Source organism: Streptomyces sp. ISL-96, assembly GCF_018614035.1.
GTDB lineage: Bacteria > Actinomycetota > Actinomycetes > Streptomycetales > Streptomycetaceae > Streptomyces.
Genome location: NZ_JAGGPA010000001.1, coordinates 220,272 through 243,396, shown reverse-complemented (window position 1 = coordinate 243,396; position 23,125 = coordinate 220,272). Strand labels below are relative to the sequence as shown.

Genomic DNA, 23,125 nt, shown 5'->3' with positions numbered 1-23,125 from the left:
GGGGACACGAACATGGGCCGCGGGCTCCACGTCAGCATGCTCACCGAAGGTACGTATCCGCACGTCCAGGGGGGCGTCAGCACCTGGTGCGACCAGCTCGTCCGGGGAATGCCCGACGTCGACTTCCATGTCGTCTCACTCACCGGCAGCGGCCGCGAGCCCGTCACCTGGGAGCTGCCGCCCAACGTCTACCGGCACACGACGGTCCCGTTGTGGGGAGCAGACACGGCGTTACGAGGTGCACGACGCGGTCCGCGCTCCCTCGCCGGCCGCGACCGCCGCGGCTTTCTCGCCTCGTACGAACGCTTCCTGCTCGCCGTACTCGACCCGGAGGCGGGCTGCGACTTCGGCCATGAGCTGTACGCTCTCGCCGCGCTCTCCCGCCAGGGCCGGCTGACCCCCGCCCTGCGCTCGGAGGCCGCCCTGCGGACCCTGACCAGGGTCTGGACCATGCGCCACCTGCCCACCGCCCGCGCCGCACCCACCCTCCACGACGCGCTCACCGCCACCGACCTGCTGGAACACCTGCTGCGGCCGCTGGCCGCCCGCATACCCGCCGACAGCGTCGCGCACGCCGTCAGCAGCGGCCTCGCCACCCTTCCCGCGCTCACCGCCAAGCACTTCGACGATGCGCCCTTCCTCCTCACCGAACACGGCATCTATCTGCGCGAGCGCTACCTCGGCTACCGCACGGCCGCCCAGCGCTGGCCCGTCAAGGCGCTGTTGCTCGGCTTCTACCGCGAGCTCAACTCGCTGGGCTACCGGGAGGCCGACCTGATCACGCCCTGCAACCAGTACAACCGCCGCTGGGAGGAGCGGGGCGGCGCCCCGCCCGAGCGCATCCGCACCGTCTACAACGGCGTCGACCCGCACCTCTTCCCGCACGCCGGCCCGGAACCGGACGTCCCCACCCTCACCTGGGCCGGCCGCATCGACCCCATCAAGGACCTGGAGACGCTGGTACGGGCCTACGCCCTCGCCCGCGCCCGGCTGCCGGAGCTGCGGCTGCGGCTTTTCGGCGGGGTGCCGGACGGCGGCGAGGACTACCGCACGAAGCTGGAGAAGCTGGCGGCCGAACTCGGCGTCACCGACGGCATCACGTACGAGGGACGCATCTCGGACGTGGCGCGCGCCTATGGGGCGGGACACGTCGTCATGCTCTCCAGCATCAGCGAGGGCTTCCCCTTCAGCATCCTGGAAGCGATGTCGTGCGGGCGGACGACGGTGTCGACGGATGTGGGCGGCGTACGGGAAGCAGTCGGCGACACGGGGGTCGTGGTGCCGCCGCGCGAACCCGAGGCGATGGCGCGGGCGGTGCTCGGCCTGATGGCGGACGACGCCCGGCGGGCCGAACTGGGCCGGCTCGCGCGGCAGCGGGTGATCGACCTGTTCACGCTGCGCCGGTCGGTCGAAGGCTTCCGTGAGATCTACCGCGAACTGGACGGCGTACCGGAGCCGGAGAGCCCGGTCCTGGGCCTGGGCCTGGCGGCCACCACTCTTCCCGCTCTTCCCGCGCACTGGACGACCGAACTCAAGGACCCCTGGTGGAGCGACCTGTCGACGCACGGGGCGGCGTGATGAGCGGCCCCCTGTGGACGCCGGACGCGACCGTACGGCGCGACACGCTGCCGCGCATACCGAGGCGTATGCCGAAGCACCAGCGGCCGCGCTGGGCGGCGGATCCCGTCGACGAACTGGCCGACCGCCTGGGCGATTTGACATCCGCTGCCGTACATCCCGACGAGATCGCGGCGATCCTCGAATCCGACGGGATGACGGACGACCACATCCGGCTCACGTACGGCCGCGAGAGCTCTTTCGCGCTGGCCGAGGCCCTGTTCGCCCGCGTGCCCCGCGCCTACCCGGAACCGGAGGCGCAGCCGGCGTCCGGCGGCCCCTGGCGCATCGGCCTCGCCGGATGTCTCCTGCGCGGGCTGGTGTTCGCGCTGCCGGGGCTCGCGTACGTACTGGGGGCGCCGTTCGTGGCCGGTGCGGCTCCCGGCGGAACAGGCGTGCCCGCCGGGACGGACGTGCTCCTCGTGGGCGCCCTCTTCGGCTGGGCGTGGAACCAGGCGCTGGCCCACCGGGCGTACACCTGGCTGGGCCTCGGCGAGCGCCCGTCGGCGGCCCGAACCCTGCTCGTCGGGGCGCCGGCGGGCGCCCTGCTGGGAACGGTGGCGGCGGTCGCGGTCGCGGGACCGGGGGAGGGCGGGGCGGCGGCGTTCGCCACGGCCCAGGCGGTGTACCAGGGCGCGGCGACGGCCCTGCTGGTCCTGGCCCGCGAACGCCTGCTGCTGTACGCCCTGACCCCGATGGCGGCGGGCGCCCTGCTGACCCTGGTGCACGAGGTCCCGGACGCGGGGAGGGCGGCGCTGCTGTCGGTGTCGGGGCTGGCGGTCCTGACGCTGGCGACCCGCGAGGTACTGCGGGGCCCAGCTTCAGCCCCTCCGGCGTTTGAGGAGCGGGGTCCGGGGCAGCGCCCCAGTCCGGGCGGGCCGTCGCTGCTGCGGTCGCTCCCGTACGGCATCTTCGGGCTCGCGACCGGCGTACTCGTCATGCACGCCGTGCTCCAGAACCTGCTCGGCGGCGCCTCCGGCATCGTCGCCGCCCCCGGCGCCGTCGCGCTCACCCTCAGCATGGGGCCCGCGGAATGGCTGCTCTACCGGTTCCGGCGCCGCACCGATGCCGGGCTCCGGAAAAGCACCACCTCCCAGGAATTCCGGCGTGCCGCCACCGCCGCCCTCGCCCAGTGCCTCGGCGGCTACCTCGCCGTACTGCTCGCCCTCCTCGCCGCGACAACCCTGCTGTGGCTCGGCGCGCCCCTGCCCGACGCGGCCCGCGCGACCGGCCTGCTGCTCACCGGTGTCATGCTGTGGACCGGGCTGCTGCTCCAGGCGTTCGGCGCGGTGACCGCCGCCGCGACCGTCTGCGGCGCGGCCGCGCTCCTCCAGACAGCGGCACTCCTGGCGGGCCCCGGAGCCACCGGCCTCGCCACGCTCGCCGTCCCCGGCGCCGGAGCCGCCGTGCTGACCGCCCTGGTCTGCGTACTGCTGGGTCGCGCGACGGCCCACCGTCACTGAGGATGGCCCACGTGAGCAACCTGCTCGTACCCTTCTACGAGCACCCCGCCGAACGCCCGGCCGCCTGGGACGCCGTCATCCGGGCGGCCTCCCGCCTGTACGGAGTCGTACTCAACCCCGCCAGCGGCCCCGGCGACGCACCCGACCCCGCGTTCGCCGCCGTGTCGACGCGCCTGCGCGCGGCGGGCGTACGCGTCCTCGGGTACGCCGACACCGACTACGCGCGCCGCCCGCACGCCGCAGTGGTGCGGGACCTGCTGCGCCACCGCGACTGGTACGGCGCGGACGGCGCCTTCCTGGACCAGGTGACCGCAGAACCGCAGGCGCTGCCCCACTACCGGCGTCTCGCCGTCGCCGCGCGCGCGGCCGGCGCGGCCACCCTCGTGCTGAACCACGGCGTCCACCCCGACCCCGGCTACCTCGAACTCGCCGACGTACTCGTCACGTTCGAGGGCACCTGGGGCACGTACCGCGGCGTCGCCCGGGACCTCCCGCCGTGGACGGCGGCGTACGCGCACGACCGTTTCTGCCACCTCCTCTACGCCGCACCGCCCACCGCCGAGTTCACCGCCGGCGTCGGCTGCGCCGTACCGGGTGAAGCACCGCACCCGTGGGGGACGTTGCCGCACGCGCTTGAGGCGGTCCGATGAGGGGCGGACGCGCACTTCTGCTCCTCATCCCGCTACTCCTGCTCGCGGGCTGTACGGGCGGCGGCCCTCCCGCACCCGACGACCGCGGGCCGGACACCGCCCGCTGGCAGCCCCGGCCCGGTATCGCCTGGCAGTGGCAGCTCAGCGGCAAGCTCGACCCGGCCGTCGACGTACCGGTGTACGACATCGACGGCTTCGACCACCCCGCCTCCGCCGTCGCCGACCTGCACCGCCGCGGCCGCAAGGTCATCTGCTACCTCTCCACCGGCGCGTGGGAGGACTTCAGGCCGGACGCCGGCGAGTTCCCGAAGTCCGTCCTCGGCCGGGGCAACGGCTGGAAGGGCGAGCGGTGGCTCGACATCCGCCGTACCGACGTCCTGGAGCCCCTGATGGCCCACCGCATGGACCTCTGCCGCGACAAAGGCTTTGACGCGGTGGAGCCCGACAACATGGACGGCTACCGCAACCGCACCGGCTTCCCCCTGACCGCCGCCCACCAGCTCGACTACAACCGCCTGATCGCCCGCCTCGCCCACGACCGCGGCCTGGCCGTCGGCCTCAAGAACGACCTCGACCAGATCCCGGAACTGGTGGGGGACTTCGACTTCGCGGTCAATGAGCAGTGCGCGCAGTACGACGAGTGCGCGAAGCTCACGCCGTTCATCGACGCCGGCAAGGCGGTCTTCCATGTGGAGTACGAGCTGCCGACGAGCCGCTTCTGCCCCCAGGCGCGCAAGCTGAAGCTCAGCTCGATGCTGAAGAGGTACGACCTGGGGGTGTGGCGCGAGCCCTGCGACTGACCGCGCCTACTCGTCTACTCGTCCTCCGGGCAGTCGTACGACGTACCGCCCTGCTGCCACTCCTTCCCGGCATCGATGTTCTTCCCGGAGTCCCCGCACATCAGCACCGGCGCCGACCCCTTCTCCCCGTGGTGCAGGACGGCCAGCAGCTTGTTGAGCGGCCGCTGGAGCGAGCCCGCCGCGAACAGCAGGCGGCCACTGGCCCCCTCCAGGTCGAAGGACCCGCTGTTGATGATCTGCTGGACATTGGGACGCGTCAGCTCCACGCCCGCCGCGTTCGCCTGACTCGTCGCCTGGGCGAGCACCTGCACCGCGTCATGGGCGAGCGCGGCGTGCCCGTCGTTCAGCCACAGATCGGACTTGGTGAATTTCTCGGTGTACGCGTCGTTGAACGCCTTCGCCGTCGCGCTGCGGTCCGGATGTCCGGCGGGCAGCATATGGGCCGTGTGATAAAGGTGCAGCCAGGACTTCCCCACGAATCCGCCGGAGAGCGCCGCATTGGTGAGCTCGTTCCCGCCCATCACGGTGAGGTCCTTGTTCGCGCATGGGCTACGGCTCTGATAAGTCTCCAGGAAATTGTCGAACTCCCGTACCCGCGAGGTCCAGTAGACCAGCGTTCTACTCTTTCCCGCGACCTTGCTGCACACCGCTTCGGCCACCTCCGACATGCTGAACTTCATGTCGAGGTCGGGCTCGTTCGGTACGACCACTCCGCTGTTCCCGCCGGGGATGTAGCCGATACGGCTGCCCGCGGAGGGGAAGGCGAGGGCGAACTCCTTGCCGAGTTCATCGCTGTACACATCGGTCGGATCGGTCACCACGGCGACGCTTTCCGCGGGTGCGCAGGAATTCTCTCCCGTACGCACCGTATTCGCGTGCTTCACGAACTCCGACACGACCCGCGCCTCCCGCTTGTTGTTCGGCGCGGCGCCGTGGTAATAACGCCCGACCTCCATGGCTTTCGCCGTGGCCGTCGAGCTGACAATGGGAATCCGGGCCGAATTGAGCACGCGCAGCGCCGCGACCGTTTCCTTCCGGCTCTCGGTGAATCCCGTGACCCCGATGAGGTGCTGGTCCTTCTTCGCCTCGCGGACGATCTCCGCCGCCACCTTGCGGGCGTTCTTGAACTGCAATCCGGCGTCGTACGTCTTGATCCGCACCCAGACGCCGTTGTCGTTGGCGGGCGCCATCCGGTGCAGCGACTGCTGGGCCAGCGCGAGGCCGCGCAGTTCGGGGATGGCCGCGCCGGACTGCCGCTCGGCTTCGTTCGGCGCCACCGAGGCGCGGACATGGGCGATGGTCACCGTCCGCTCGGGCTTGCCGTCGGTCTCCGCGATCTTGTTCTGCTCGGCGATCAGGTTGAGCGCGTCGGTGTACTGGGCGGAGAGCGCGGGCCCGGCCGCCTTGGCCTGCTGTACGTGGTCGGAGCCGGTGAGGCACTGCGTGTACGTGTCCGTGAAAGGGCTGTCGAGGTACGGGATGCAGGAGAGCTGTCCGGTGAGCCAGAGAGCGACGGCGAGCGCCCCCGCTTCGAAGGCCAGTTCCCTGCCGGGGCGCAGCCGCACCCGCGGCGTCCAGACCGGCGACACCGTCACCCCGTGGCCGCCGCCCCGCTCCGGGCGCGGGAGCCGCACCTCGTAGGGCGTCGGGATCGCACCCTTCTCGGGGTCGAGCCGGCGCGCCGCCTCCTCCAGCGTGCCGGCGCCGGGCGCCGCGTCGTGCGTGTCGGGCAGCGCGGCGATCACCACCGTGGCCGCGTTGGGACTCGACCGCTGCTGGGCGCCGTACAGCCTGATGAAGCCCGCTACGGCCGTGCTGCCGCCGTCGCCGCCGTCGGCCCCGGTCCGGGTGCCGTTGAGCAGGAGCGCGTGGCGCGGGCGGCGGCGTCTGCGGCCGGGGTGGAGCAGCCCCTGGCGCGCGTAGGCGTACAGGTCGGTCATGAGCGCGGCGATGAGCAGCCCGTCCCACCGGTCGACGTCGTGCGCGCCGCCGCCGTCCCCGACGGCGGCCTCCCACATCCGGTTGAACTCGGTGAGCGCGGCGGCGTACGTACGCTTGCCGCGGAAGTTCTCCGGCCACAGCAGGCGAAAGCGCCTGCGCCGGGCGAGGCGCCATTCCCAGCGGCGCTCCCAGATCCTGAGGTAGACCCATTCCGCCACCGACCAGATCGAGCGGACCGGAACGGTCAGAAGCCCCGCGTTGATCGCCGGGCCGGGCTCGCCCCTGGGCGGCAGTGCGGCCGTCGCGCGCCCCCGGTGCCTGGCGAACACCCGGTCCGCCAGCCGGGCGTCCGTTCCCACCCGGTTGCCGGCGACGCACTGGAGAAGGTCGTACGTGGGCAGCCGCAGTTTGCCCGCCTCGTCGGGGGCGTTCTTCTTCAGTTCCTCGGCGATCTTCGCGATCAACTCGGTCCTTGACCCGCCGCGCCAGTCGACATGGGCGTACGGAGTGCACGGCACGGTGCCCCGCGCCCTCGACGAGCGCTGGAGGCCCAGCTTCAGGGCCTCCAGGGCCTGTTGCGCTTCCTCCGGGCCGGTCCGCAGCACGATGGGTGGGTGCTTGGGGCCGCGTTTCGACAGCCGCGACCGGGTGCGCACCGCCCTGCGGTAAGCCTCAGTGAATTCGCTGCTCTGATCCCAGCCAGGAAATTCGGGCATCTTCTGTCTCCCCCGACAGCAGTGGGGAATGATCGTGCACCTTGCGGTGACGGGCAGTCAACTGCCGTGTATCCCACTGGTGTTCACCCGTCACCCCAGCACCAGGACCACCAGTGCGGCCGTCGCCGCGGTCTCCGCCACGCCGCCGAAGACGTCACCGGTGACCCCGCCGAATCGGCGCACGCAGTGGCGCAGCAGCAGCTGCGCGGCGGCGAGTGCGGCCAACACGGCGGCGGCGTGACGCAGGGCGGCGTACGGGCCGAACAGCGCACCCGCGACGCCCGCGCAGGCGGCGGTCACCAGCACGGTGACGGCCACCGCGGTACGCGCCGATACCGTGCCCGCGACCGCCGCGCCCAGCCCGTCGGGCCGGGCCGGCGGGACGCCCGTGCGGGACGCGAGGGTCAGGGCCAGGCGGGCGGCGACGGCGGAGACGGCGGCGCCGGCCGCACCCTGCGCCCACCCGGCGGCGTACAGCTCGAAAAGCGCGGCGACCTGGGCGAGGAGGACGAACAGCAGCGTGATGACGCCGAAGGGGCCGATGTCCGACTGCTTCATGATGCGCAGCGCCTCTTCGGCCGGTTTGCCGCTGCCCAGGCCGTCGGCCGTGTCGGCGAGTCCGTCGAGGTGCAGTCCCCGGGTGAGGGCGGCGGGTACGGCGGCGCTCGCCACGGCGGCGAGCAGCGGCCCCGCGCCGAGCAGCAGGAGTACGCCGCCGAGGGCCGCCGCGCACAAGCCCACGACCAGCCCGGCCAGGGGAGCGCACAGCATTCCGGCGCGAGCGGCCTCGCGGTCCCACCGGGTCACGCGTACGGGAAGCACGGTGAGCGTGCCGAAGGCGAAACGTATGCCGTCGCTGAGGAGAGAGGTCACGGCGCGCACGCTAGTCGCCGGAGACGGCCGGTAGGTTGCGCATAGCGCACAAACCCACACATAAGGGAAGCGAGTGGCATGGGTCACTGGTGGTATCGCAACATCCTTGAGCCGGGAAAGCTCCCGCTGCTGCTGGCCCTGCTTTCCTTCGTCCTGACGTTCGCGGTCACCCGCACCATCACCCGGCTGATCCGGGCGGGCCGCGGCCCCTTCAGGAACGTCTCGCCCGGCGGTCTGCACATCCACCACGTGGTGCCCGGCGTGATCCTGATGACGATCGGCGGCTTCGGGGCGGTGGCCACCGGCGCGCACGGCGTCAGCTCGGCGCTGTGCGCGGTGATCTTCGGGATGGGCGCGGGGCTGGTCCTCGACGAGTTCGCGCTGGTCCTCCATCTCGACGACGTCTACTGGAGCGAACAGGGGCGGCAGAGCGTGGAGGTCGTTGTCGTGACCGCCGCCGTGGTGGGGCTGGTCCTCATCGGATCCGTCCCGTTCGGGGTGGATCAGCTGACGCCGGACGAGCGGCAGAGCCGCGCCGCACTCATCCTCAACGTGTGCTTCAACTTCCTCCTCGCGGTGATCGCGCTCAGCAAGGGGAAAGTCCTCACCGCCCTCTTCGGTACGGTCGTGCCCGTCGTAGCGCTCGTCGGCGCGATCCGGCTGGCCAAGCCCGGCTCCCCCTGGGCGAAGCACCTCTACCGCCGGCGCCCCAAGGCCCGCGCCAGAGCGGCGCTGCGCCTGTGGCACCACGACCGGCGCTGGTCGGGGGTGGGCCGCAAGGTTCAGGACCTGATCGGCGGGACGCCGGACCGGACGCCGGACAGGACTCCTGACCCGAAGCCGGCGCGCGACGAGAGGTGAGCGAGCGCGCACAGCAGCAGTCCGAGCGGGCCGCCGGGGCCGAGTGCGATGCCGGCCCGCGCGTACAGCGGAGCCCACTCGCGGCGCGCGAGGCGCCGGGCCGCCGTCACCGTCGCCGTCTCGTCTCCAGGTGCTTGCGGTGCATCCACTTGGGCAGACCGGGCGCTTCGAGGAAGCCCTCGGCGCGGGCCGCCGCGATGCCGATGCGCAGCAGGTCGGAGCTCTTCTCGAAGAGCAGGAACCGGGGCTCCCAGATCGGCCGGTACTTGGCGTTGGCGCGGTACAGCGACTCGATCTGCCACCAGCGCGAGAAGAAGCTGAGCAGCGAGCGCCACATCCGCAGCACCGGCCCCGCACCGAGCCTGGAGCCACGTTCGAAGACCGACCTGAACATCGCGAAGTTGAGTGAGACCTGCGTGATCCCCATGTCTCTGGCGTGCTGGAGCAGCTCGATGACCATGAACTCCATCAGCCCGTTCTCGGAGTCACGATCGCGCCGCATGAGGTCGAGGGAGAGTCCGCGCGGCCCCCACGGCACAAAGCTGAGCACCGCCCTGAGCTCCCCGGCGCCGTCGGTGCATTCGAGCATGACGCACTGCCCGTCCGCCGGGTCGCCGAGCCGCCCGAGCGCCATCGAGAAGCCGCGCTCGGTCTCCCCGTCGCGCCAGTCGTCGGCTTTGCGCAGCAGTACGGCCATCTCGTCGTCGGGGATTTCTCCGTGGCGACGGATGCGCACGGTGTACCCGGCCCGCTTCACCCGGTTGTAGGCCTGGCGCACGGTACGCATCGCGCGCCCCTCCAGGGTGAACTCGTCGATCTCGACGATCGCCTCGTCGCCCAGCTCCAGCGCGTCCAGTCCGTGGCGGGCGTAGATGGTGCCGGCTTCTTCGCCGGCGCCCATCACGGCGGGAATCCAGCCGTGCTCGCGCGCCTCCGCCAGCCACGGCTCGATGGCGCCCGGCCAGGCCTCCGGGTCGCCGATGGGGTCACCGGACGCGAGCGATACGCCGCCGACGACCCGGTAGGTGACGGCGGCCTTGCCGGTGGGGGACCACACGGCGCTCTTCTCGCGGCGCAGCGCGAAGTAGCCGAGGGAGTCGCGCTCGCCGAACTTGTCGAGGAGGAGCCGGAGTCCGGCCTCGTCCTCCTCGGTGAGGGGTTCGACGGTGCGGCGCGACCGGAAGGCGGCGTACAGGACGGCGAGGAGCAGCAGGGTGCTCATGACGTTGATGGTGACGTTGACCCAGCCCGGTGTGATGATGCCCGCGAACCGGGCGTCTTCGGGGGCCAGCGACACCAGCCGCATCACGCCGTAGTGCCAGCGGTCCAGGAACGAGGCCCGGGTGTCGTCGGGCGCGGTGTTGCTGGCCGTGACGAGCAGGGTGGCGATCAGCGAGGTGACCAGCAGTCCGCCGACGGCGACGACGGCGGCCAGGGCGGGGTTCGAGCGGTCACCCTTGGCGTAGAACTCGCGGCGGCCGAGCAGCAGGGACAGGACGAAGGCGCCGGTCAGGACCAGGGAGACCCAGTTCTGCCAGTACTGCCGTACGTCGGGGAAGGGCATCGCGAGGGCGAAGAGCAGGAAGAAGAGCCCGCCGAGTACGAGGTTGAGGATCCAGGCGGCGCGTTTGCGGCGGCGCATGGTGATCGCGAGGAAGAGCGTGAACGCGCCGGAGGCGAAGCCCGCCGTCAGCAGGTACGGGGTGAAGTAGTCGTCGGTGTTGTGGCGTCGCAGATCCTGACCGAGCGACACCCAGACGGCGCTCAGGAAGTTGATGAACGTGACGATGCGCAGATACCAGACGGCGAATGCCGCGCTGCGGCGTGACCGGGGGGTGCGCCGGTTCGCAGGGCTCGTTCGCGACTGCTTCGTGCCTTCGGTGGCCAAGCGGACTTCTCCCATGAAAAGCGATGGTATGGGGGCACCGCGCCGCGAGCGGTGCGGATGTGCGGCCGGCGGTGCCCGGCCGCACACACGGTCAGTCCGTTGCGTTTCCGGCCTCGCCGACGGTCTCTTTGACCGTCTCCTCCTCGTCCGCCGCCCGCTCGGGCAGCTCCGCCGCGAGGGCGGCGGCGGCCTGTACGAGGGGGAGGGCGAGCAATGCCCCAGTTCCTTCCCCCACAGTGACGCCCTGATCGAGCAGAGGGTTGAGTGCCATCCGGTCCAGCGCCTTGGCCTGGCCCGGCTCGCCGCTCACCTGACCCGCGAGCCACCAGTCCGGCGCCCGGAAAGCGGCGCGCTGGCCCACCAGGGCGCAGGCCGCGGACACCACGCCGTCGAGGATCACCGGCGTACGCCGCACAGCGCACTGCAGCAGAAAACCGGTCGCCGCGGCGAGGTCGGCGCCGCCGACGGTGGCCAGCAGCTCCAGCTGATCCCCGAGCACCGGCCGGGCCCGGCGCAGTGCGTCGCGGATGGCGGCGCACTTGCGCATCCAGGCCAGGTCGTCGATGTGTACGCCGCCGCGGCCGGTGACGACGGAGGCGTCCGTGCCGCACAGGGCGGCGATGAGGGTGGCTGCGGCGGTAGTACCGCCGACACTGAGGTCGCCGAGTACGACGAGGTCGGTCCCGGAGTCGGCCTCTTCGTCGGCGATCGCCATCCCGAGACGCACGGCCTGCTCGGCCTCGTCGCGTGTGAGCGCGTCCTCGACGTCTATACGCCCGGAACCGCGCCGCACGCGATGGCGTACGACGTCGTCGGGCAGCAGCTCCGGATCGCAGTCGAGCCCGGCGTCGACGATCCGTACGGTCGCGCCGGCACGGCGGGCGAGCACGGCGACGGGGCTCTCACCGTCCAGCACGGAACGCACCAGCCGGTGGGCGCCGAGGGCGGGCCGGGCGGAGACCCCCAGCTCGGCCACGCCGTGGTCACCGGCGAAGAGAACGACGCGGGGCCGCTCGATGGGCTTGACCCGTACGGAGGCCTGTGCGGCCGACAGCCACTCACCCAGCTCGTCGAGCCGGCCGAGCGCGCCGGGCGGCACGATCAGCCGCTCCCGGCGTTCCTCGGCATCGCGCCGCACGCCGCCGTCGGGGCGCTCGATCAGGTCGGAGAAGTCGTCGAGGTTAAGCGAGCTCATTCGCCGAACAGTACCGCCACCCTCCCTGACGCCCCGTCAGGGGTGACGGGGAGGGCCTCTGCGGGGCTTTCCCCGACCCGCCCGGGCCGGAGTCCCGCCCTCACCCCCGCAGCACGACCGCCTGACCCGCCACCACCAGCAGCACTTGCTCGCACTCACCCGCGAACGCCGCGTTCAGCCGACCCAATTCGTCCCGGAACCGCCGCCCGCTCGCCGTAGCCGGCACAACCCCCGAGCCGACCTCATTGCTCACCGCCACCACCGTCCGCCGCGTCCGCCGCACCGCCTCCACCAGCTCGGTCACCCGTTCCCCCAGCGCCCGCCGCCCGTCCGTCGCCCACTTCGCGTCGTCCCACGCCCCGACCCGGTCCATCGCGTCGGTCAGCCACAGCGCCAGGCAGTCGATCAGCAGCGGCGGCCCGTCAGCCGCCAGCAGCGGAGCCAGCTCGCACGTCTCCTCCGTGCGCCACGCGCCCGGCCGGCGCTCCCGGTGCAGGCCCACCCGCTCCGCCCACTCCCCGTCACCTTCCCGCGTGCCGCTCGTCGCGACGTACACGACCTCGGGAAACGTCTCCAGGCGCCGCTCGGCCTCCACCGACTTGCCCGACCGCGCCCCGCCCAGCACCAGAGTCCGCCGCGGAACGTCAGGCACCGCGTGGTACTCCCCGACCACCACAGTCGTCCCGTCCGGCACAGCCCGCGCACCCGCCGCCGCGAGTCGCCGATCCAGCTCGGGGCCCGGCGGCACGTCGTGATCCAGGTGTACGGCGATGACGTCCGTCGTCGCCCCCACCGCCCCGGCCGCCCGCAGCCGCGCCAGCGCGTCCGGCCGGTCCATGATGTCGGCGACGACCATGTCGTACGTACGGCCGTCCGTGGCAGCCCCGGCGGGCGCGCCACCCGGCGGCAGGTACAGCAGCACCTCGCCCTCCGGCGAGGTCACCTCGTACCCCGTACCGGGCGAATCCATCGGGACGGCCCGCACCCGGTGCCCGCTGATCAGCGTCAGCACCCGCCCGTCCGGCACCCGCCCGGCCGCCGGCAGCCCGGCCGGCAGCTCCATCGGCGGCCCGTCGTGCGGGTGCGTCAGCAGTACCTGCCGTACGCCGGTGAGCGAGTGCCCGGCACGGGCGGCGGCCAGCGCGGCCCCCGGCGTCAGATCGAGCAGCAGCGCGTCGTCCACGAGCAGCGCGGTCGCCGCCCGGGCCAGCCCGCCGCGGGCGGTGGCGCACGAGGCGCAGGGGCAGTCGGGGCGGGGCAGGCCTGCCGGGGCCCCGGTGCCGAGGAGAGTCAGTTCCACGAGGACGATCCTCCCGCGTCCCCGCCGGAGGTGCGCGCCCGGCTACTCTGCGGGGCAGGCTGTGCTGGACAAAAGCACGGGTGGGACCCGGGAGGCGAACATGGCGTGGACGTGGCGGTTCGAGAAGGCCGACGGTACGGAGGTCCAGCCGGCGGTGGTGCCGGAGGAGTTCACCACGCAGGGCGACGCGGAATCGTGGATCGGCGAGGTCTGGAAGGACCTGGTCGAGGGCGGCGCCGACCAGGTGGTGCTCTTCGACGACGGCACGAAGATCTACGGCCCGATGAACCTGCACGCAGAAGAGGCCTGAGGGCCTGACGGCCGGAAAGCCTGATAGCTCGTCCCGACCGCCGGAGAGGCTCCTGCCAAGCCCCTCCGGCGATCGAGGACCGCCGCACTCTCTAGAGCTCGCCCAGCGTGACCTGCGCCGTGCGACTGTCGTCGCCGCGCAGGTAGCTCACCCGTACCTCGTCGCCCGGCTTGTGGGCGGCCAGGGCCTCCGCCAGCGAGGTGATCGTGGTGATCTCGGTGTCGTCGAGCGCGGTGATGATGTCCCCGGCCCGCAGGCCGGCCTCCGCGGCCGCGCCGCCCCGCTCGGCCGATACGACGGCGACGCCGGACGGTTCGAAGTCGTCGTCCACGACCGTACGGCCCGTGATGTCCAGCGCCGCCCGCCCCGAGTGGGTGACCCTGCCGTCCCTGACGATCTGGTCGGCGATCGTCCTCACCGTCGAGGACGGGATCGCGAAGCCGATCCCCGGCGCCGCGCTGCCGCCGATGCCGGGGTCGGTGGCCGCCAGGGTGGGGATGCCGATGACTTCGCTGTCGAGGTTGACCAGCGCGCCGCCGCTGTTGCCGGGATTGATCGCGGCCGAGGTCTGCACCATGTTCGGGATGGTCGCGCCCGTGCCGCCGCCCGAGCGCCCCTCGCTCACGGTCCTGCCGACCGCCGAGACGATGCCCTGCGTGACACTGGTGGAGAGACCCAGCGGGCTGCCCATCGCCAGCACGATCTGCCCCGCCTCGACCCGGGACGAGTCCGCGAACCTCGCCGCTCTCAGTCCGTCGGGGACTGCGTCCAGCTTGATGACGGCAAGGTCCTGCTCCGGGTAGGCGGCGACGAGCCGCGCGCCGAGCACGGCGCCGCCCGTGGCCGCCGTGACCTTGAAGTCTCTCTCCCGGCCGACCACATGGGCGTTGGTGACGATATGGCCCTTGCCGTCGTAGACGACACCCGAGCCCAGGCCCTCGGACGCGTCGATCTGGACGACCGAGGGCAGGACGTCCCTGATCACCTTCTGGTACTCGTTCTCCAGGTCCTGCCGCGCGGCCATGGGCGCGCCCGCCTCCGCCGTCGCCTTCGCCGTCGACTTCGGAGCCGACGCCGTACCCGAGGCGGAACACCCGCTCAGACACGCCAGTACGACCGCACAGGACGCGGCGGTCAGCGGCAGCGACAGTGGAAGTGGCGGCCGGCGGCGCGTCGTACGGCCGTGGTCAGGTGATCCGTCCATGCCTGGAGTGTCCCTTTGGAGGGAATTCGAGGCGCGCGGGGAGCGGCCATCAGAGGGGCGCCGGGGGCAGCTTCAGCCCGGCGGTTTCAGGCCGACGGTTTCAGCCCCGTACGCCGCAAAGGTGCAGCAGGGCGGCGACCCGGCGGTAGGGGTCGGTCCGGCTCGCGCGGTCCTCCAGGGCCAGGACCCGCTCCAGCTCCTCCGCCGGAAGCCGCGACGCGTCATTGGCGTCGCCCTCGACGTTGTCGGTGAAGACCCGCACGCCGTACCACGCGTGCAGCGGGGCGGCGATCCCGGCGAGGGTCGCCGTCAGGGCGTCGAGACGGTCCGCGCGCACCGGCAGGCCGAGCCGGTTGGTGTACGTCGCCGAGTCGAACGCGGCGAGCGCCCCCGCCCAGTCCCCGGCGAGGCCGGGCCGCATCGCGAGCGCGTCGGCGTTGCGTACCAACAGGGACAGCAGGCCGCCGGGCGCCAGCATGCGGGCCAGGCCCGCGACCATGGCGTCGGACTCCTGGACGTACATCAGCACGCCGTGGCACAGCACCACGTCGAAGCTTCCGGGCAGGAAATGCACCCCGGTCTCCAGGCCGTCGCCCTCGACCAGGCGCACCCGCTCGCGGATGCCCTCGGGCTCACCGGACAGCGCCTCGCGCGCCGCCACCAGCATGTCCGGGTCGGACTCCAGGCCGGTCACCTTGTGACCGGCCCGGGCCAGGCGCAGGGCCTGCGTGCCCTGGCCCATGCCGACGTCGAGGACGGCGAGCCGCCGGCCCACCGGGAAGCGGGCCGATATCTGCTCGTCGAGCTGGCGCGCGACCAGTTCCTGGCGGACGATGTCGCGCAGCCCGCCAGTAACCTTCAGCCAGTCGGCCGCCGCACCCGCGAATCCGGAGATTTCAGCGCTCAGGGTCGTTCCCCGCGCTTGACCTGGGGCTTCGGCAGGCGCAGGCGGCGCATCTGGAGCGTACGCATCAGGGCGTAGGCGACGGCGCCGCGCTTCGGCTCGTTCGGGAAGCGCTCGTTCAGCTGCTTCTTGAGCCGGATGGCCAGGCCGATCGAGTCGACGACGATCATCACGATCACACCGAGCCACAGCAGCAGCGCGATGTTCTGGATGTTGCTGACGCGGACCATGCTGAGGACGAGGATCACCACCGCGAGCGGCAGGAAGAACTCGGCCACGCAGAAGCGGGAGTCGACGAAGTCGCGCACGAAACGGCGGACGGGGCCCTTGTCGCGGACCGGCAGGAAGCGTTCGTCACCGCTCGCCAGTGCCTCCCGCTGCCTAGCCAGGTCCGCACGGCGGGCCTCGCGCTGACGCTTCATCGCCTCCTTGCGGTTCGACGGAGCCGCCGCCCCGTTGCGGCGCTGCGACTGTGCGACAGCGCGCTTCGGGGTGGGGCGGCCCTTCGGGGCCTGCGGGTCACGGGACGCTTTGGAGAGGTCCACCTGCACCTTGTCGGTGGGGGCCTTCTCTTCCTTGGAGGAACGGCTACGGAACACAAAGCCCAAGGGTACGGGGTACGGCGCATGGACACCGGCCCTGAGGGGAACGATCCCGCAACGGTCCGTTTCCCCGACTGCCGTCGGCCGTCACCTACTCCCTGAGCTGGAGCCCGGCGGACGGTAGTCGTCCTGGAGGAGGAGCGCATCGGCCCGCGAACAGTGCGGTAATGGATGCAGGGCCCGTAGTGTGGGTTCAAGTGCTGGAGCTGGAGTCCGTAGTCCGTCAGAAGGGGGCGCGCGAAGCCCATGAGCGGTGTCATGAAGCGTATGGGGATGATCTTCCGCGCGAAGGCAAACAAGGCCCTTGACCGGGCCGAGGATCCGCGCGAGACCCTCGATTACTCGTACCAGAAACAGCTTGAGCTGCTTCAGAAGGTACGCCGCGGTGTCGCCGACGTGGCGACGTCGCGCAAGCGGCTCGAACTGCAGCTGAACCAGCTGCAGGGTCAGTCCTCCAAGCTGGAGGACCAGGGACGCAAGGCGCTCGCGCTCGGCCGGGAGGACCTCGCCCGCGAGGCCCTGTCCCGCCGTGCCGCGTTGCAGCAGCAGGTCACCGACCTGGAGACGCAGCACCAGACGCTCCAGGGCGAGGAGGAGAAGCTGACGCTCGCCGCGCAGCGCCTCCAGGCCAAGGTCGACGCCTTCCGTACGAAGAAGGAGACCATCAAGGCGACCTACACCGCCGCGCAGGCGCAGACCCGGATCGGCGAGGCGTTCTCGGGCATCTCCGAGGAGATGGGCGACGTCGGCCTGGCGATCCAGCGGGCCGAGGACAAGACCGCGCAGCTCCAGGCGCGGGCCGGCGCGATCGACGAGCTGATGGCCTCCGGCGCCCTGGACGACCCGTCCGGGATGGCGAAGGACGACATCGCCGCCGAGCTGGACCGCATTTCCGGTGGTACAGATGTAGAGCTGGAGCTGCAGCGCATGAAGGCCGAGCTGGCGGGCGGTCCGACGGCGCAGCAGCAGGCGCTCGAAGGCGGCTCGCAGGACGGGACGCAGGCGCCGCAGACCCAGCACAAGTTCGACAAGCAGTAGGAGTCCGGGCCGCCTCAGTCGCATTCCGCGAAGGAGCACGTCGTGATCGTACGGATCATGGGGGAGGGCCAGGTGAAGGTGGCCGACAGCCACTTCACCGAACTGAACAAGCTGGACGACGAACTGCTCGCAGAAATGGAGAGCGGGGACGACTCCGGCTTCCGCAGGACGCTCGGTGCGCTCCTCGGCGCGGTACGCCGCTTCGGGGAGCCGCTGCCGGACGACGCCCTCGAACCCTCCGAGCTGATTCTCCCGGCCGAGGACGCGACGCTGGAAGAGGTACGCGAAATGCTGGCCGGCGACGGCTTGATCCCGGCCGACCCCGGCTGATCCCCGGCTGACCGTCCGCGCAGCGGCCCCGGCCACCCGAACGCCGTACCGTTGCGTGGCATGACTGCCCTCGGTACGGGATTCACCCGCTCCCGGTGCTGGCTCCGCGCACATCCCCTCGCCCTGGACGCCGCTCTCGCGCTCGGCGTCCTGGTGACGATAGTGATCGGCTCCTTCGCCGACCCGCACGGCGGCCCCAACGGCCCTACCTTCGGCACCCGGACCCCCGGGCTCCGCAGCATCGTCCTGATGGTGCTCGGCTCCGCCGCCCTGGTCTTCCGCCGCCGCAGGCCCATGGCCGTACTCGCCTTCACCGGCGTCGTCACGGTCGCCGAGCTCGTCGCGGGCGACCCGCCGGCCCCCGTCGCGATGAGCGCCGTCATCGCGCTCTACACGGTCGCCTCCCGCACCGACCGCCCCACCACCTGGCGCGTCGGCCTCCTGACGATGACCGGCCTGACCGCCGCCGCGATGTGCTTCGGCAGCGGCCCCTGGTACTCCCAGGAGAACCTCGGGATCTTCGCCTGGACGGGGATCGGCGCGACCGCCGGTGACGCCGTACGCAGCCGCCGGGCCTTCGTCGACGCCATCCGCGAGCGCGCCGAGCGAGCGGAGAGGACCCGCGAGGAAGAGGCCCGCCGACGGGTCGCGGAGGAGCGCCTGCGCATCGCGCGCGACCTCCACGACGTCGTCGCCCACCACATCGCGCTGGTCAACGTCCAGGCGGGCGTCGCGGCCCACGTCATGGACAAGCGCCCCGACCAGGCCAAGGAAGCCCTCGCGCATGTACGGGAGGCCAGCCGCTCCGCGCTGAACGAGCTGCGCGCCACCGTCGGCCTGCTCCGCCAGAGCGGCGACCCCGAGGCCCCGACCGAACCCGCCCCCGGTCTCGGCGTGCTCGACGAGCTCCTGGACACCTTCCGGCACGCGGGCCTCCCGGTGGAGGTCGCCCGGCCCGACAAGGAAGTCGCGGCGCCGCTGCCCGCCGCCGTCGACCTCGCGGCGTACCGGATCATCCAGGAGGCCCTGACCAACGTCCAGAAGCACGCCGGCGCGCACGCCAAGGCCGAGGTCAGCGTGGTCCGCGTCGGCTCGTCCGCCGAAGTGACGGTGATCGACAACGGTGGGGGGACGGAAAGGACACAGAGCGCGGGCGACGGGTCCGAAGGCGGCGGCCACGGCCTCATCGGCATGCGCGAGCGCGTGAGCGCCCTCGGCGGGACCCTGACCACCGGGCCCCGCTACGGCGGCGGCTTTCGCGTACATGCGATCCTGCCGTTCACGGCGCGTACGGGGGACGACACGGGGGAGACCGCATGACGACGGCCACCACGACCGGCATCAGGGTGCTGCTCGCCGACGACCAGGCGCTCCTGCGCAGCGCGTTCCGGGTCCTGGTCGACTCCGAGCCGGACATGGAGGTCGTCGGCGAGGCCGCGGACGGCGCCGAGGCCGTCGAGCTCGCCCGCTCGCTCGGCGTCGACGTCGTCCTGATGGACATCCGCATGCCGGGTACGGACGGCCTCGCCGCCACCCGCATGATCAGCGAAGACCCGGAACTGTCCGCCGTACGCGTCATCATGCTGACGACCTTCGAGGTCGACGAGTACGTCGTGCAGTCGCTGCGCGCCGGTGCCTCCGGCTTCCTCGGCAAGGGCGCGGAGCCGGACGAACTGCTCAACGCCATCCGAATCGTCGCGGCCGGTGAGGCGCTGCTCTCGCCCGTGGCGACGACGGGCCTGATCGCCACGTTCTTGAAGCAGGCGAGCGCCCTTGGCCAGGGCGGCACCGCGGACGACGACGAAGCCGCGGCGGCCCGCACCGCCCGGCTGTCGGCGCTGACCGTGCGCGAGCGCGAGGTCCTCGTCCAGGTCGCGGGCGGTAACTCCAACGACGAGATCGCCGAACAGCTGGTCGTCAGCCCGCTCACCGTCAAGACCCATGTGAACCGGGCGATGGCGAAGCTCGGAGCCCGCGACCGCGCCCAATTGGTGGTAATCGCCTACGAATCGGGTCTCGTACGTCCAAGGGTGGAGTGAAGGTGTAGCGGCGCGTACTCCAGACGCGGTATGCGCCGCATAAGAAAGGGACCTGGGAGCGAGGAATCGCCCTCTTCGCGTGGCTGATCGTATAAACGGGGCGCGCTCGACTGCCTCTCCTGCCTCGCACGCCACAGAAGAGAGACCACCCATGTCCTGGCTGTCCAGATTCAGCCTCGCTCAGCGGGCGCTGATCGGTCTGATGTCGATCATCGCGATCGTCTTCGGTGCCATCGCGATACCGCAGCTGAAGCAGCAACTGCTGCCGACCATGGAGTTCCCGATGGTGTCCGTGCTGGCGCCCTACCAGGGCGCGTCCCCCGACGTGGTCGAGAAGCAGGTAGTCGAACCCCTCGAAAGCACCATCAAGGCAGTCGACGGCATCACCGGCGTCACCTCCACGGCGAGCGAGGGCAACGCCGTGATCATGGCCCAGTTCGACTACGGCAACGACACCAAGCAGCTCGTCGCCGACGTCCAGCAGGCCGTGAACCGCTCCCGCGCCCAGCTCCCCGACGACGTCGACCCCCAGGTCGTGGCGGGCTCGACGGACGACATCCCGACCGTCCTGCTCGCCGTCACCTCCGGCCAGGACCAGCAGGCGCTCGCCGACCGGCTGGAGAACACGGTCGTCCCCGTACTGGAGGACATCGACGGCGTCGGCCAGGTCACCATCGACGGGGTGCGCGACCTCCAGGTCGCCGTCACCCCCGACGACAAGAAGCTCGCGGCCGCCGGTCTCAACGCCGCCGCGCTCGGCCAGGCGCTCCAGGCGGGCGGCGCGACCGTCCCGGCCGGCTCCTTCGCCGAGGACGGCAAGAGCCGCACGGTGCAGGTCGGCGGCGGCTACACGTCGCTGAAGCAGATCGAGGACCTGCGCGTCACCGCGACGCCCACAGGCGCGGGCAAGCCGCCGAAGCCGGTACGCCTCGGTGACGTCGCCACCGTCAAGGAGCAGCCCGCCACCGCGGTCTCCATCACCCGCACCAACGGCAAGCCCAGCCTGTCCCTGGCGATCACCATGGACCAGGACGGCAGCGCCGTCGCCATCTCCGACGCGGTCAAGGACAAGCTCCCCGAGCTGCGCGACAGCATCGGCGCCGGCAGCGAGATCGCGGTCGTCTTCGACCAGGGCCCGGCCGTCTCCAAGTCGATCTCAGGCCTGACCACCGAGGGCGCCCTCGGCCTGGTCTTCGCCGTCATCGTCATCCTGGTCTTCCTCGCGTCGGTCCGCTCGACGCTCGTCACCGCCATCTCCATCCCGCTGTCGGTGGTCCTCGCGCTGATCGTGCTGTGGACCCGCGACCTGTCGCTGAACGTCCTCACGCTCGGCGCGCTGACCATCGCGATCGGCCGCGTCGTCGACGACTCGATCGTGGTCCTGGAGAACATCAAGCGTCACCTGGCGTACGGCGAGGAGCGCCACTCGGCGATCATCACCGCGGTCAAGGAGGTGGCCGGCGCGGTCACCGCCTCGACCCTGACGACCGTCGCCGTCTTCCTGCCGATCGGCCTGGTCGGCGGCATGGTGGGCCAGCTGTTCGGCTCGTTCTCCCTCACCGTCACGGCGGCCCTGCTCGCCTCGCTGCTGGTGTCCCTGACCGTGGTGCCGGTCTTCTCGTACTGGTTCCTGCGTCCGCCCAAGGGCTCCGAGGGCGTCTCCGCCTCGGCAGACGCAGCCGAGCTGCGCCGCAGGGCGGAGGAGAAGGAGGCCCGCAGCCGGCTCCAGCGGATGTACGTCCCGGTCCTGCGCTTCGCGACCCGCCGCCGCCTCATGAGCCTGGCCATCGCGGTCGTCGTTCTCATCGGTACGTTCGCCATGGCGCCGCTGCTGAAGACCAACTTCCTGGACGAGGGCGAGCAGGACACCCTGTCCGTCACCCAGGAGCTGAAGGCCGGCACCAGCCTGGAGGCGGCCGACCAGGCCGCACTGAAGGTCGAGAAGGCGCTCGACTCGATCGACACGATCAAGGACTACCAGGTCACGGTCGGCTCCTCCGGCTTCGCGGCCGCCTTCGGCGGAGGCACGGGCGCCAACCAGGCGACGTACCAGCTCACCCTCAAGGACGCCTCCGACTCCGAGGCCACCCAGAAGCGGATCGACGAGGAGCTCGGCAAGCTCGACGGCATCGGCGACACGACCATCGGCGCGGGCGGCGGCTTCGGCAGCCAGGACCTGAGCGTCGTGGTCAAGGCCGGTGACGGCGATGTGCTGAAGAAGGCCTCCGAGCAGGTACGGGACGCCATCGCCAAGCTCGACGACGTCACCGACGTACAGAGCGACCTGGCCCAGAGCGTGCCGCGGATCTCCGTCACTGCCAACGACAAGGCGGCCGGGGCGGGCTTCAACCAGGCCACGCTCGGCGCGGCCGTCACCCAGGCGGTGCGCGGCACCACCTCGGGCAAGGCGAACATCGGCGACACCGAGCGCGACGTCGTCGTGAAGTCGGCTCGCCCGGCGACCACGATGGACGAGCTGAAGAAGCTGAACCTCGGGCAGGTCAAGCTAGGCGACATCGCCGACGTGAAGCTCGTCGCCGGGCCGGTCTCCAAGACCCGGATCGACGGCGCCCGCGCCGCGACGATCACGGCCAAGCCGACCGCCGACAACACGGGCGCGGTCACCGCCGCGCTCCAGACGAAGATCACCGAGCTGAAGAAGGAGCTGCCGGCGGGCGCGAGCGTCGAGATCGGCGGTGTCTCCTCCGACCAGAACGAGGCGTTCGCCCAGCTCGGCCTGGCCATGCTGGCGGCCATCGCGATCGTGTTCATGCTGCTGGTGGCGACGTTCCGCTCGCTGGTCCAGCCGCTGATCCTGCTGGTCTCCATCCCGTTCGCGGCGACCGGCGCGATCGGCCTGCTGCTCGCCACCGGTACGCCCCTGGGTGTCCCGGCGATGATCGGCATGCTGATGCTCATCGGCATCGTGGTCACCAACGCGATCGTGCTGATCGACCTGATCAACCAGTACCGCGCCCAGGGCCTGGGCGTCGTCGAGGCGGTCCTGGAGGGCGGACGTCACCGCCTGCGGCCGATCCTGATGACGGCACTGGCGACGATCTTCGCGCTGCTGCCGATGGCGCTGGGGATCACCGGCGAGGGCGGCTTCATCTCGAAGCCGCTGGCGATCGTGGTGATCGGCGGTCTGATCACGTCGACGCTGCTGACGCTGCTCCTGGTGCCGACGCTGTACGCGATGGTGGAGCTCCGCAAGGAGCGCCGCGCCAAGAAGAAGGCGGCCAAGCGCGCGGCGAAGGCGGGCGCCCCGGCCGAGTCCGACGCCGAGTCGCAGGAGCCGGAGGCGGCGAAGGTCTGATCGGCGTACGACACCTGATCCCGCACAGCAGCGAGCCCCGGCTCCCCTCACCAGGGGGGCCGGGGCTCGCCCCGCTTC

At 71.6% G+C, this 23,125-nt stretch carries 19 protein-coding genes; 11 read left to right on the top strand and 8 right to left on the bottom strand.

Annotated elements, in window-relative coordinates; translation table 11 throughout:
• The first annotated feature begins 12 nt into the window (after nucleotides 1-12).
• From pelF to J7E96_RS01070, 4 genes are read left to right on the top strand one after another with little or no spacing between them, the layout of a single operon-like run.
• Nucleotides 13-1,578 carry a GT4 family glycosyltransferase PelF gene (gene pelF / locus J7E96_RS01085; protein ID WP_215126412.1) on the top strand — a complete coding sequence of 522 codons (1,566 nt, stop codon included), beginning with the start codon at nucleotides 13-15 and terminating at the stop codon, nucleotides 1,576-1,578.
• On the top strand, nucleotides 1,545-3,080 hold the full coding sequence (locus J7E96_RS01080) for a hypothetical protein (RefSeq protein WP_308295789.1): 1,536 nt from the start codon (nucleotides 1,545-1,547) through the stop codon (nucleotides 3,078-3,080). The genes pelF and J7E96_RS01080 overlap by 34 nt, the downstream gene beginning before the upstream one ends.
• 2 nt (nucleotides 3,081-3,082) lie before the next feature.
• On the top strand, nucleotides 3,083-3,730 hold the full coding sequence (locus J7E96_RS01075) for a spherulation-specific family 4 protein (RefSeq protein WP_215126410.1): 648 nt from the start codon (nucleotides 3,083-3,085) through the stop codon (nucleotides 3,728-3,730).
• Nucleotides 3,727-4,530 (top strand): endo alpha-1,4 polygalactosaminidase, encoded by an 804-nt coding sequence (locus J7E96_RS01070; protein ID WP_215126408.1) that lies wholly within the window; start codon nucleotides 3,727-3,729, stop codon nucleotides 4,528-4,530. Before J7E96_RS01075 ends, J7E96_RS01070 begins: the two co-directional genes overlap by 4 nt.
• Before the next feature lie 14 nt (nucleotides 4,531-4,544).
• Here the strand turns inward: J7E96_RS01070 and J7E96_RS01065 are convergent, their stop codons facing one another.
• Both J7E96_RS01065 and cobS read right to left on the bottom strand, forming a co-directional pair.
• A complete protein-coding gene (locus J7E96_RS01065; protein WP_215126406.1) occupies nucleotides 4,545-7,187 on the bottom strand; it encodes a hypothetical protein in 2,643 nt (880 codons plus the stop codon).
• Nucleotides 7,188-7,277: 90 nt separating this feature from the next.
• Nucleotides 7,278-8,060: an adenosylcobinamide-GDP ribazoletransferase gene (gene cobS, locus J7E96_RS01060; RefSeq protein WP_215126404.1), complete on the bottom strand. Its 783-nt coding sequence runs from the start codon at nucleotides 8,058-8,060 to the stop codon at nucleotides 7,278-7,280.
• Nucleotides 8,061-8,138: 78 nt separating this feature from the next.
• Here cobS and J7E96_RS01055 point away from each other — a divergent pair, with 78 nt between their 5' ends.
• Nucleotides 8,139-8,921 (top strand): hypothetical protein, encoded by a 783-nt coding sequence (locus tag J7E96_RS01055; protein ID WP_215126402.1) that lies wholly within the window; start codon nucleotides 8,139-8,141, stop codon nucleotides 8,919-8,921.
• A gap of 106 nt (nucleotides 8,922-9,027) precedes the next feature.
• Here J7E96_RS01055 and J7E96_RS01050 read toward each other — a convergent pair whose 3' ends face one another.
• From J7E96_RS01050 to J7E96_RS01040, 3 genes are all read right to left on the bottom strand, one after another.
• On the bottom strand, nucleotides 9,028-10,824 hold the full coding sequence (locus J7E96_RS01050) for a phosphatidylglycerol lysyltransferase domain-containing protein (protein WP_215126401.1): 1,797 nt from the start codon (nucleotides 10,822-10,824) through the stop codon (nucleotides 9,028-9,030).
• 76 nt (nucleotides 10,825-10,900) lie between these two features.
• Nucleotides 10,901-12,004 carry a nicotinate-nucleotide--dimethylbenzimidazole phosphoribosyltransferase gene (cobT, locus tag J7E96_RS01045; protein ID WP_215126399.1) on the bottom strand — a complete coding sequence of 368 codons (1,104 nt, stop codon included), beginning with the start codon at nucleotides 12,002-12,004 and terminating at the stop codon, nucleotides 10,901-10,903.
• 100 nt (nucleotides 12,005-12,104) lie between these two features.
• Nucleotides 12,105-13,304, bottom strand: a complete 1,200-nt coding sequence (locus J7E96_RS01040; protein ID WP_215126397.1) for a bifunctional adenosylcobinamide kinase/adenosylcobinamide-phosphate guanylyltransferase — start codon at nucleotides 13,302-13,304, stop codon at nucleotides 12,105-12,107.
• Nucleotides 13,305-13,404: 100 nt separating this feature from the next.
• Between J7E96_RS01040 and J7E96_RS01035 the strand changes: the two genes are divergently transcribed.
• Nucleotides 13,405-13,614 (top strand): hypothetical protein, encoded by a 210-nt coding sequence (locus tag J7E96_RS01035; protein WP_214977534.1) that lies wholly within the window; start codon nucleotides 13,405-13,407, stop codon nucleotides 13,612-13,614.
• A 91-nt stretch (nucleotides 13,615-13,705) separates the two neighbouring features.
• Here J7E96_RS01035 and J7E96_RS01030 read toward each other — a convergent pair whose 3' ends face one another.
• The 3 genes from J7E96_RS01030 to J7E96_RS01020 form a co-directional block, all read right to left on the bottom strand.
• Complete coding sequence (locus J7E96_RS01030; protein ID WP_215126395.1) at nucleotides 13,706-14,818, bottom strand: S1C family serine protease; 1,113 nt, start codon at nucleotides 14,816-14,818, stop codon at nucleotides 13,706-13,708.
• Nucleotides 14,819-14,918: 100 nt separating this feature from the next.
• Nucleotides 14,919-15,662 carry a bifunctional 2-polyprenyl-6-hydroxyphenol methylase/3-demethylubiquinol 3-O-methyltransferase UbiG gene (locus J7E96_RS01025; RefSeq protein WP_215126495.1) on the bottom strand — a complete coding sequence of 248 codons (744 nt, stop codon included), beginning with the start codon at nucleotides 15,660-15,662 and terminating at the stop codon, nucleotides 14,919-14,921.
• A gap of 59 nt (nucleotides 15,663-15,721) precedes the next feature.
• On the bottom strand, nucleotides 15,722-16,321 hold the full coding sequence (locus J7E96_RS01020) for a DUF3043 domain-containing protein (RefSeq protein WP_215126393.1): 600 nt from the start codon (nucleotides 16,319-16,321) through the stop codon (nucleotides 15,722-15,724).
• A gap of 261 nt (nucleotides 16,322-16,582) precedes the next feature.
• Between J7E96_RS01020 and J7E96_RS01015 the strand changes: the two genes are divergently transcribed.
• The 5 genes from J7E96_RS01015 (at nucleotide 16,583) to J7E96_RS00995 (ending at nucleotide 23,047) form a co-directional block, all read left to right on the top strand.
• Entirely contained in the window at nucleotides 16,583-17,362 is a 780-nt protein-coding gene (locus J7E96_RS01015) for a PspA/IM30 family protein (RefSeq protein WP_215126391.1), read from the top strand.
• Nucleotides 17,363-17,404: 42 nt separating this feature from the next.
• Nucleotides 17,405-17,692, top strand: a complete 288-nt coding sequence (locus tag J7E96_RS01010; protein WP_215126389.1) for a hypothetical protein — start codon at nucleotides 17,405-17,407, stop codon at nucleotides 17,690-17,692.
• 60 nt (nucleotides 17,693-17,752) lie between these two features.
• Entirely contained in the window at nucleotides 17,753-19,012 is a 1,260-nt protein-coding gene (locus J7E96_RS01005; RefSeq protein ID WP_215126387.1) for a sensor histidine kinase, read from the top strand.
• A complete protein-coding gene (locus J7E96_RS01000; protein WP_215126385.1) occupies nucleotides 19,009-19,731 on the top strand; it encodes a response regulator transcription factor in 723 nt (240 codons plus the stop codon). The genes J7E96_RS01005 and J7E96_RS01000 overlap by 4 nt, the downstream gene beginning before the upstream one ends.
• 151 nt (nucleotides 19,732-19,882) lie before the next feature.
• On the top strand, nucleotides 19,883-23,047 hold the full coding sequence (locus J7E96_RS00995) for an efflux RND transporter permease subunit (protein WP_215126383.1): 3,165 nt from the start codon (nucleotides 19,883-19,885) through the stop codon (nucleotides 23,045-23,047).
• The last annotated feature ends 78 nt before the right edge of the window (nucleotides 23,048-23,125 follow it).